Source organism: Aminobacter sp. P4_H6_2 (assembly GCF_056400805.1).
On the sequence record NZ_JBFUKO010000171.1, the window covers coordinates 1 to 9,147 of the forward strand.

Sequence of the window (9,147 nt, forward strand, 5' to 3'; positions counted from 1 at the left end):
GGATAGTTCCATGCGCCGATGCCGACGCAAACACCAAGCGCCTGGCGCTTGGTGTAGGCGAAAGGCCCGCCAAGATCGACATACTCGCCATTGAAGGCCGCGATCGCGCCGGCGAAATATTCGAGGCAGTCGGCGGCGGACGCGGCGTCAGCTACCAGCGTTTCCTGTATCGGCTTGCCGGTATCGAGCGTTTCCAGCCTCGACAGCTTGGCATTGCGCGACCGCAGGATATCGGCGGCCCGGCGCAGGATGCGGCCGCGCTCCACCGGCTTCAGCCGCGCCCAGGCCGGCTGTGCAGCGCGTGCCRCCTCGACGGCGAGCTCAACGATGTTGGCGGTGGCCGAGTGCAGTGAGGCAATGATTTCGCCGGTCGCTGGGTAGATGACAGGGATCGCCGTGCCGCGCTCATCGTCGACGAAGCGGCCGTTTATATAGTGCGAGGCTTTTGGTTGGGCGCGCATCGTGTGCTCCAGTTTTGTATGTCGTGGCGGTCATATCCGGTCGGGCCGGATGATGCTCTATCTGTCTGAGACCTGCCAGCGCGGATTGATCCAGGGTTCTTGGTTGGACGGGGCGAGTGGCGTGCGGCCGAGGATATGGTCGGCTGCCTTTTCGCCGGTCATGATCGAGGGGCCATTGAGGTTGCCATTGGTTACCCTCGGGAAGATCGAGGAATCAGCGACCCTGAGGCCATCGACGCCGATGACCCGGCATTCGGGATCGACAACGCTTGTCGGGTCATCAGCGCGGCCCATGCGGCAAGTGCCGCAAGGGTGGTAAGCGCTTTCCGAATGCTCGCGGATGAAAGTGTCGAGCTGCTCGTCGGTGTCAACGTGCTTGCCCGGCGAGATCTCTTGGCCACGGAATGGTTCGAAGGCCGACTGGCCGAAGATTTCGCGGGTGAGYCGGATACAGTGGCGGAAATCAGCCCAGTCGTCGGGGTGAGACATGTAGTTGAAGCGGATCTCCGGCTTGGCCCATGGATCGTTCGACCGCAGCGTGATCGCGCCGCGCGACTTGGAACGCATCGGCCCGACATGCGCCTGGAAGCCGTGCGACTTGGCCGCCGCCTTGCCGTCATAGCGCACGGCCGCCGGCAGGAAGTGGAACTGGATGTCGGGATAGTCGACGCCGGCTTTCGAACGCACGAAGGCCGCCGCCTCGAAATGATTGGTGGCGCCAAGGCCGGTCTTGAACAGCAGCCATTCAGCGCCGATCAGCGCCTTGGAGAACGGGTTGAAGACCGAGTGCAAGGTGATGGCCTGCGTCGCTTCCTGCTGGATGTAGAGCTCCATATGGTCCYGGAGGTTCTGGCCGACGCCGCGCCGGTCGGCGACGACGTCGATGCCATGCGCCCTAAGATGCGCCGCAGGGCCGATACCCGAGAGCATGAGCAGCTTGGGCGAGTTGATCGAGGAGGCAGCGACGATCACTTCACGTCGTGCCTTAACGACCTGAATCTTTTTGCGAACTTCGATCTCGACGCCGACCGCACGTTGATTCTCGATCACCACACGCCGGGCGAAGCCATTGACAATACGGACATTTCCCCGCTTCAGCGCCGGCCGGAGATAGGCATTGGCCACCGACCAGCGCCGGCCATGGTGGATTGTCTGCTCCATGGCGCCGAAGCCTTCCTGCTTCGAGCCATTGTAGTCCTCGGTCATCTCGAAACCGGCCTGTTGTCCCGCCTCGACGAAGGCCTGATAGAGCGGGTTCTTGCGTGGGCCGCGCTGGATGTGCAGCGGCCCCTTGGTGCCGCGCCAGCCGTCCTCGCCACCCTTGGCGTGCTCCATGCGCTTGAAGTAGGGCAGTACATCGGCATAGCCCCAGCCGGCAGCACCCTGCTCGGCCCAATGGTCGAAGTCGTGGGCGTGGCCGCGGACATAAACCATGCCGTTGATCGAGGACGAACCGCCGAGTACTTTTCCACGCGGAGTAGCAAGTACCCGTCCGCCAAGATGCGGCTCCGGCTCGCTGGAATAGCCCCAGTCGTAGCGGCTCATGTTGAGCGGGTACGACAGTGCCGACGGCATCTGGATCAGCGGTCCAAAATCGGTGCCGCCATATTCGATGACGATCACCGAGTGCTTTCCGTCCTCGGAAAGGCGATAGGCCATGGCCGCTCCGGCGGAACCGGAGCCGATGATGACGAAATCTGCTTCAAGCATTGTTCACATGGACCATGAAGTCGGCGAGCGAAACGTTGCCGCCGGTTGCTACGAGGAGGACGGTCTTGCCTGATACATCGACCTTCTTCTCCATAAGGGCGGCGAGAGAGGAGGCGCCGGAAGGTTCGAGCACCAGCTTGAGGCGCTCGAAGGCGACCTTCATGGCACGCCGGACGGAGGCATCGTCGACGGTCACGCCACGCACGCCAGCTGTTGTCACCGCGTCGTAGGGAGCATCGCCGGGCCGGCGCGCCATCAACCCGTCGCAGATGGATTTCGGCCCGAGTGGCATGGTCTCCTGGGCACCATGGGCTAGCGAAGTGCCCATGCCATTGAAACCTTCCGGCTCGACGGCAAACACCTGGGTTTTGGGCGACAGATAGTGGAAGGCGAGCGACACGCCGCCGATCAGGCCACCGCCGCCGACCGGGCAAAGCACGATGTCGGCGCTGACGCCCTTGGCCGCCAATTGATCGAGTGCTTCAAGGCCTGCTCCTGCCTGGCCGGCGACGATCTCGGGATTGTCGAAGGGGTGGAGCAACACCAAGCCCTCGGTCTCCGAGATTTCGCGCGCCTTGGCGGAAGCGACTTCCTCGCGGGCGCGGTCGCCATGGTCGGTGAGCATGACGCGCGCGCCATAACCTTTCGTTGCCTCACGCTTGGCGGCTGGCGCGTCGATCGGCATGACGATGGTCACCGGGATGCCAAGCGCCTGGCCGGCTGCGGCGAGCCCTTGGGCGAAGTTGCCGGAGGAGTAGGCGACCACACCGCGACGAGCTTCGGGTGCAGAGAGCTTCTTCAGTCGCCAATAGGCGCCGCGCGCCTTGAACGAGCCGGCCCATTGCAGCGACTCTGCCTTGACGAAGACACGCGCGGCTCCGACTTCTCGGGCAAGCGCAGTTGACTCCAGCAGTGGCGTCAGCTGCGTCGCCTGGGAGGTTTCGGCGTATGCCTGCCTGAGTTGGTCGAGTGTGGGAACGGTCGTCTTGGTCATCATTCGCCTCGCGGAAACCGCTTGCTCTCTTCGAGCACGTTGAGATCCATGTGGTTGCGCATGTAGCGCTCGGAAGCCTTCTGCAGCGGCTGGAATTCCCAAGGGGAGTAGGCGCCGTTGCGGAGTGCGGGGTAGATGACCCAGCGCCGTGCCTGGCTCTCGCGAACTGCCGCGTCGAAGGCCGCCATGTCCCAGCGCGCCCGCACCTTGGCCATGAAGGTGGTGACCATGTCGGCATGGGCCGGGTCGGTGGCTAGGTTGGTGAGTTCGCGCGGATCCGATTCCAGATCAAACAGTTGCGGCGGATCGATCTCGCAGTGGACGAACTTGAAGCGGCCTTCGCGGATCGCCACCAGCGGGGCATAAGAGCCCTCGGCGGCATATTCCATCAACACTGGATCGGTACGTTGCTCGCCCTGCATCAGAGGGACGAGCGACTGGCCCTCGGTCCAGGACATGATAGCGCTAAGGTCTATACCGGCGAGTTCACAGAGTGTCGGCAGCACGTCGAGATTGGAGGTTGGCGCTTCGATCAATTCTGCCGGTATGCCCTTGCCTGATATCATCAGAGGTACCCGCGTAGCACCCTCGAAGAAGCACATCTTGAACCACAGGCCGCGCTCGCCGAGCATGTCGCCATGGTCGGAGCAGAACAGGATAATCGTGTCGTCGACCATCCTCGTGCGTTCCAGCACAGAAATGAGTTCACCGACCTTGTCGTCGAGATAGGAGATGTTGGCGAAGTAGCCGCGCCTGGAGCGGCGCACTTGCTCCGGCGTTATGTCGAAGCTGGCATAGTCGCTGGCGTGGTAGAGCCGCTGCGAATGCGGGTCCTGCTGCTCGGCTGCGATGAAGCCGACCTCGGGATCAAGCGCAGGGCAATCCTCGTAGAGGTCCCAATATTGCCGCCGCGCGACATAAGGGTCGTGCGGATGGGTGAAGGAGACGGTCAGGCACCATGGCTGCCGCTCGGCCTGATCCGAGACGCGGGCGAAGTCGTAAAGCTTCTGCGTTGCGTGGAAGGCGACCTCGTCGTCATATTCCATCTGGTTGGTGGTCTCGGCAACGCCCGCACCGGTGACCGAACCGAGATTGTGATACCACCAGTCGATGCGTTCGCCGGGCTTGCGATAGTCGGGCGTCCAGCCGAAATCGGCCGGGTAGATGTCTGTCGTCAGCCGTTCCTCGAAACCGTGCAATTGGTCGGGACCGACGAAGTGCATCTTGCCCGACAGGCAGGTGTGATAGCCGGCGGCGCGCAGATGATGGGCGTAGGTAGGGATGGACGAGGCGAATTCGGCGGCGTTGTCATAGACTTGAGTGCGGGACGGTAACTGGCCCGTCATGAAGCTTGCACGGCCGGGCGCGCAAAGCGGCGAGGCGGTGTAGTTGTTCTGAAAGCGCGCCGAGCGCGCGGCCAGCGCCTTGAGGTGCGGGGCATGCAGGAAATCGGCGGGGCCGTCGGGAAAGAAAGTCCCAGCCAACTGGTCGACCATGACGATCAGGATGTTGGGCCGTTTCGTCATCCGCTGGCCTTTGCGTCCGCGAGTTTCGTTTCGAGATAGTCCTCGATCAGAGCGGCGGCGGTCGTGGCATCCGGCACGCCGTCCTTGAGTGCCCGGCGAATGTAGAGGCCATCGATCAGCGCGGCTGTGGTTTCCGCGACCCGCTCGGCCTCCGAACGCGGCAGAACGGCTGAAAGCCCGCTCATCAGATTGGAATGCAGGCGTCGCGCGTAGACCCGGAGCAGGCGGCGCAAAGCGGGCGACTTTTGCGCCTCGACATAGAAGGCCAGCCATGCGGCGATCGTCTCGGGCTGGAACTGTTTCTCGGAGAAATTGACCGAAATGACCGCTGAAACCCGGGCGCGTGGTGTCACGCTTGCCTTGAGTGCTGCGCGGCAATCGGCGTTCAATTCGGACAGCAGATAGCGCATTGTCGCCTGCAGCAGGTCTTCCTTGGCGCCGAAATAGTGATGCGCCAGTGCGGCGGATACGCCAGCACGTCCGGCAATCTCGGACATGGTCACGTCAAGCGTGCCGCGTTCGCCGATCGCCGAGATCGTGGCGTCGATCAGCGCCTTGCGGCGCAATGGCTCCATTCCGACCTTGGGCATTCAAACTCCTCCATCGCCAAGCCTATTTTTAATTGAGCCATCAATCAATAAAAACTCCGCCGCCCAATGCCCTATTTCCGACGTTGAAAGTGGATCAAATCTGTTCAATATTGAACTTAATAGGGGCGTTGGATTTACCCCTGAATTGGCGCAACATGCGCTCTGTGATTGGAGGCAGAAATGACCGCGTGCATCGTTGGCTGGGCGCATTCGCGTTTCGGCAAGCTTGAGGGCGAGACGCTCGAAAGCCTTATAACCAAGGTCGCCAGCGAGGCGCTCGAGCATGCCGGCATCGGGCCGGACGATGTCGATGAGATCGTGCTTGGCCATTTCAATGCCGGTTTTTCTGCCCAGGATTTCACCGCGAGCCTTGTGCTGCAGGCCGACGACCGGCTGCGCTTCAAGCCGGCAACGCGGGTCGAAAACGCCTGCGCAACAGGTTCGGCTGCCGTACGCCAGGGCATTCGCGCGGTGAACGCGGGCTCCCGCATCGTGCTGGTGGTTGGCGCCGAGCAGATGACGACGACGCCGGGCCCCGAGATCGGCAAGAACCTGCTCAAGGCATCCTATCTGCCCGAGGATGGTGAAACGCCCGCCGGTTTCGCAGGCGTGTTCGGAAACATCGCTCAGGCCTATTTCCAGCGCTACGGCGACCAGTCGGACGCGTTGGCGATGATCGCCGCCAAGAACCACAAGAACGGCGTCGACAATCCCTACGCCCAGATGCGCAAGGATTTCGGCTATGAGTTTTGCCGGCAGGAAAGCGAGAAGAACCCCTTTGTTGCCGGCCCGCTGAAGCGCACCGACTGCTCGCTTGTGTCGGATGGCGCGGCAGCGCTCGTCTTGACCGACAGCACGACGGCATTGCGCATGCGCCGCGCCGTTGCCTTCCGCGCGAACGAGCATGTCCAGGATTTCCTGCCGATGTCGAAGCGCGACATCCTTTTGTTCGAGGGCTGCGAAGTGGCTTGGGCAAAGGCACTGAAATCGGCTGGCGTGACGCTGGACGATCTGTCCTTCGTCGAAACGCACGACTGTTTCACCATTGCCGAACTGATCGAATACGAGGCAATGGGGCTCGCACCGCGTGGCGAAGGCGCCCGGATCGCGATGGAAGGGGTCACGGCCAAGGACGGTCGCCTGCCGGTCAACCCCTCGGGCGGACTGAAGGCAAAGGGTCACCCCATCGGCGCGACAGGCGTGTCGATGCATGTGCTGACCTCGATGCAGCTTACTGGCGAGGCCGGTGGCATCCAGGTCAAGGACCCCAAGCTTGGCGGTATCTTCAACATGGGGGGGGCTGCGGTCGCCAATTACGTCTCTATCCTGGATCGTATCAGATGAGGCAATCCGCCGTGGTCATCGGTGGCGCTTCGGGCGTCGGCCTTGCAGTGGCCGAGCGCCTGATCGCGGATGGATGGCCGGTGGCGATGATCGATGGCGATGGGGCAGCACTTGCCGCTGCAGAGGACGCCATTGGCAATGACGATGTTGTTTTCATCGAGGCCGATCCGACCGACGAAGACAATGTCGCCGAGGCTTTCGACCAGGTGGTGGATAGTCTCGGTCTCATAGGTGGGTTGGTCGCGGTCGCGGGATTTGGACGACTGGCCAGCGCCGAAGACACCAGTGCCGAAATGCTGCGCGAAGCGCTCGACGTGAACCTCGTCGGACCCTTCATCGCGGCCAAGGCGGCACTTGAGCGGATGGGCGCTTCGCTGTCCATCGTCAATGTCGGGACGGTTGCCGGGTTGCGTGCCCATCGCGGCCAACTCGCCGTCGCGGCATCGCAAGCGGGCCTCAAGCTTATGGCCGAAGTGTTGGCGCTGGAGTTTGGCAATCGCGGCGTTCGCGTCAACGCAATCGCTGCCGGCCCAACTGCTGCAGACGCCGCTGGCAATGGCGGGATCGACCGGCGTCACATGCCGCCGGGGCGGCTGGCCGAGCCCGAGGAAATTGCCGCCGCAATCGCCTTCCTGCTTTCTCCTGAAGCAAGCTTTGTCAACGGCCACACGCTCGCCGTGGATGGCGGATTTATCGCAGCCGGGCTATCGGGGGATGGGGCATGATGCCGGACCGGATCCAATGGTCGCGGACACCGCCCGAATATTGACCGCACCTGCATGAAGGCTCGCAAGCAATGACAAATCCGGTTCTGGTCGAGGTGCTGCGTGGCACACTCGTCGAAAGCGTGCACCGTGGCGCGATCGTCGTCGTCGACGGCGGCGGCAAGCAGGTTTTCGCGGTGGGCGATACGCAGCAGGCGGTGTTTCCGCGCTCGGCCGTCAAGGCGATCCAGGCGCTACCCTTCGTCGAAAGCGGCGCGGCTGACGCGTATGGCTTCGGCGATCGCGAGCTGGCGCTTGCCTGTTCCTCGCACTCCGGCGAAGTCGCTCATGCCGAACTGGCCAAGGCGATGCTCGCCAAGGCAGGTCTTGAAGCTGATGCGCTGGAATGCGGCGCGCACTGGCCCTCGAACCAGAATGCCATGATAGCACTCGCGCGCAGCGGAGCCTCGCCAAGCGCGCTGCATAACAATTGCTCGGGCAAGCATTCCGCTTTCGTCTGCACCTGCCGCCATCTTGGTATCGCCCATCAAGGCTATGTCAGGCCAGAGCATCGTTTCCAGCAGATGATCCGCGAGACTATGGAAGCTGTAACAGGCGCTCCCCACAACGAAGACAACCGGGGCACAGACGGCTGTTCGATTCCGGTCTTTGCCGTGCCGCTGCACAATCTCGCGCTGGGTTTTGCACGGATGGTCACTGGCAACGGGGTTGGTGCCGAGCGGGCCAAGGCGGCGCGGCGGTTGATGTCGGCCTGCATGGCCGAACCTTTTCTCGTCGCTGGAACCGACAGGGCGGATACGGAGTTGATGCAGGCTGCACCCGGACGGATCTTCGTCAAGGTCGGCGCCGAGGGCGTTTTTTGCGCGGCTGTGCCTGAGCTTGGGCTCGGTATCGCGCTGAAATGCGATGACGGCGCGGGTAGGGCTGCCGAGACCATGATCGCGGCGGTTCTGGCCATGCTTTTGGCGGATGACCACGCGTTGGCGGACAACTTGAACAAGGCGGCCAGGCCGGTGCTGAAGAACTGGAACGGCATCGAAGTTGCGTCGCTTCGGCCTACCCCCGCATTCACTCTAAAAGTGTAAGTAGTCGGTCAGATGAGCTGGCTTGTTATCGGAGCAACGAACGCCTAGGTTCAGGTCATGAGCAGAGCTTTCACCCGTGAAGACGACAGTGAAAATGTGATTGCCGACATCGGYGAACGGCCGGTCAGCGCATCGCGAAACCTCGTGACCGAGCAGGGTTTGGCCCATATCGAGGCCCAGCTTGCGAGCTTGCGCGAGGATCTGGCCAAGGCCGAGAACGATGCCGACCGCGAGCGCATCGCCACTGTCTCACGCGACCTGCGTTACTGGCAGTCCCGCCGGGAAACGGCCGAAGTTTCTGTTCCCGAACCCGACAGCACCGTCGTCCGGTTCGGCATGAAGGTCGTGATCGAGGATGACAACGGCAAGCGCAATGTCTGGAAGATCGTCGGCGAAGACGAGGCTGACGCAGCCAGTGGCCGCATCTCCCATGCCTCACCAATGGCGATTGCGCTGTTCGGCAAGACTGTCGGTGAGGTCGCGTCCGTCAACGGACACGAGTGGGAAATCGTCGAACTGGGCAACTAGACCTCGATGGGGACCGTGTGGTCGCGGAAGAAAGCGACCGCGCCTGCCTCATCGATCTCGCCAGCTGCGACTCCCATGACAAACAAATAGAGCGAGCCGTCGTCGGCTGTCATCTCATAACCATTCACTGCCAGGAATGTGCCCGCTGCCACGATTGCCGTGCGTTTGTTGCCGTCAACGAAGG

General features: G+C 62.5%; 10 protein-coding genes. 4 read left to right on the forward strand and 6 right to left on the reverse strand.

The window, feature by feature from the left end; translation table 11 throughout:
* From AC1DUU_RS14285 to betI, 5 genes are all read right to left on the reverse strand, one after another.
* Positions 1–461: aldehyde dehydrogenase family protein (locus AC1DUU_RS14285; RefSeq protein ID WP_476784067.1), on the reverse strand; the 461-nt coding region annotated here is incomplete at its 3' end.
* Between the two features lie 57 nt (positions 462–518).
* Positions 519–2,171: a choline dehydrogenase gene (gene betA / locus AC1DUU_RS14290; protein ID WP_476784068.1), complete on the reverse strand. Its 1,653-nt coding sequence runs from the start codon at positions 2,169–2,171 to the stop codon at positions 519–521.
* Positions 2,164–3,165, reverse strand: a complete 1,002-nt coding sequence (locus AC1DUU_RS14295) for a threonine/serine dehydratase (RefSeq protein WP_476784076.1) — start codon at positions 3,163–3,165, stop codon at positions 2,164–2,166. Before AC1DUU_RS14295 ends, betA begins: the two co-directional genes overlap by 8 nt.
* Positions 3,165–4,691 (reverse strand): choline-sulfatase, encoded by a 1,527-nt coding sequence (betC, locus tag AC1DUU_RS14300; protein ID WP_476784069.1) that lies wholly within the window; start codon positions 4,689–4,691, stop codon positions 3,165–3,167. Before betC ends, AC1DUU_RS14295 begins: the two co-directional genes overlap by 1 nt.
* The gene (betI, locus tag AC1DUU_RS14305; RefSeq protein ID WP_476784070.1) at positions 4,688–5,281 is read right to left on the reverse strand and encodes a transcriptional regulator BetI; all 594 of its coding nucleotides are present in this window, start codon (positions 5,279–5,281) and stop codon (positions 4,688–4,690) included. Before betI ends, betC begins: the two co-directional genes overlap by 4 nt.
* 180 nt (positions 5,282–5,461) lie before the next feature.
* On the opposite strand from betI, the gene AC1DUU_RS14310 reads away from it, so the two are divergent.
* From AC1DUU_RS14310 to AC1DUU_RS14325, 4 genes are all read left to right on the forward strand, one after another.
* On the forward strand, positions 5,462–6,625 hold the full coding sequence (locus AC1DUU_RS14310; protein WP_476784071.1) for an acetyl-CoA acetyltransferase: 1,164 nt from the start codon (positions 5,462–5,464) through the stop codon (positions 6,623–6,625).
* Positions 6,622–7,350 (forward strand): SDR family NAD(P)-dependent oxidoreductase, encoded by a 729-nt coding sequence (locus AC1DUU_RS14315; protein WP_476784072.1) that lies wholly within the window; start codon positions 6,622–6,624, stop codon positions 7,348–7,350. Before AC1DUU_RS14310 ends, AC1DUU_RS14315 begins: the two co-directional genes overlap by 4 nt.
* A 71-nt stretch (positions 7,351–7,421) precedes the next feature.
* Complete coding sequence (locus AC1DUU_RS14320) at positions 7,422–8,435, forward strand: asparaginase (protein WP_476784073.1); 1,014 nt, start codon at positions 7,422–7,424, stop codon at positions 8,433–8,435.
* A gap of 57 nt (positions 8,436–8,492) precedes the next feature.
* Positions 8,493–8,963 (forward strand): GreA/GreB family elongation factor, encoded by a 471-nt coding sequence (locus AC1DUU_RS14325; RefSeq protein ID WP_476784074.1) that lies wholly within the window; start codon positions 8,493–8,495, stop codon positions 8,961–8,963.
* On the opposite strand, the gene AC1DUU_RS14330 is transcribed toward AC1DUU_RS14325, so the two are convergent.
* Positions 8,960–9,147, reverse strand: a 188-nt coding sequence (locus AC1DUU_RS14330) for a type II toxin-antitoxin system death-on-curing family toxin (RefSeq protein ID WP_476784075.1), incomplete at its 5' end; no start/stop codon positions are given. The genes AC1DUU_RS14325 and AC1DUU_RS14330 overlap by 4 nt on opposite strands.

Bases quoted from the DNA above. Each gene is read 5' to 3' on its own strand.
- betC (WP_476784069.1), bottom strand. From the start codon at position 4,691: ATGACGAAACGGCCCAACATCCTGATCGTCATGGTCGACCAGTTGGCT.
- AC1DUU_RS14310 (WP_476784071.1), top strand. From the start codon at position 5,462: ATGACCGCGTGCATCGTTGGCTGGGCGCATTCGCGTTTCGGCAAGCTT.
- AC1DUU_RS14295 (WP_476784076.1), bottom strand. From the start codon at position 3,165: ATGACCAAGACGACCGTTCCCACACTCGACCAACTCAGGCAGGCATAC.
- betI (WP_476784070.1), bottom strand. From the start codon at position 5,281: ATGCCCAAGGTCGGAATGGAGCCATTGCGCCGCAAGGCGCTGATCGAC.
- AC1DUU_RS14315 (WP_476784072.1), top strand. From the start codon at position 6,622: ATGAGGCAATCCGCCGTGGTCATCGGTGGCGCTTCGGGCGTCGGCCTT.
- AC1DUU_RS14320 (WP_476784073.1), top strand. From the start codon at position 7,422: ATGACAAATCCGGTTCTGGTCGAGGTGCTGCGTGGCACACTCGTCGAA.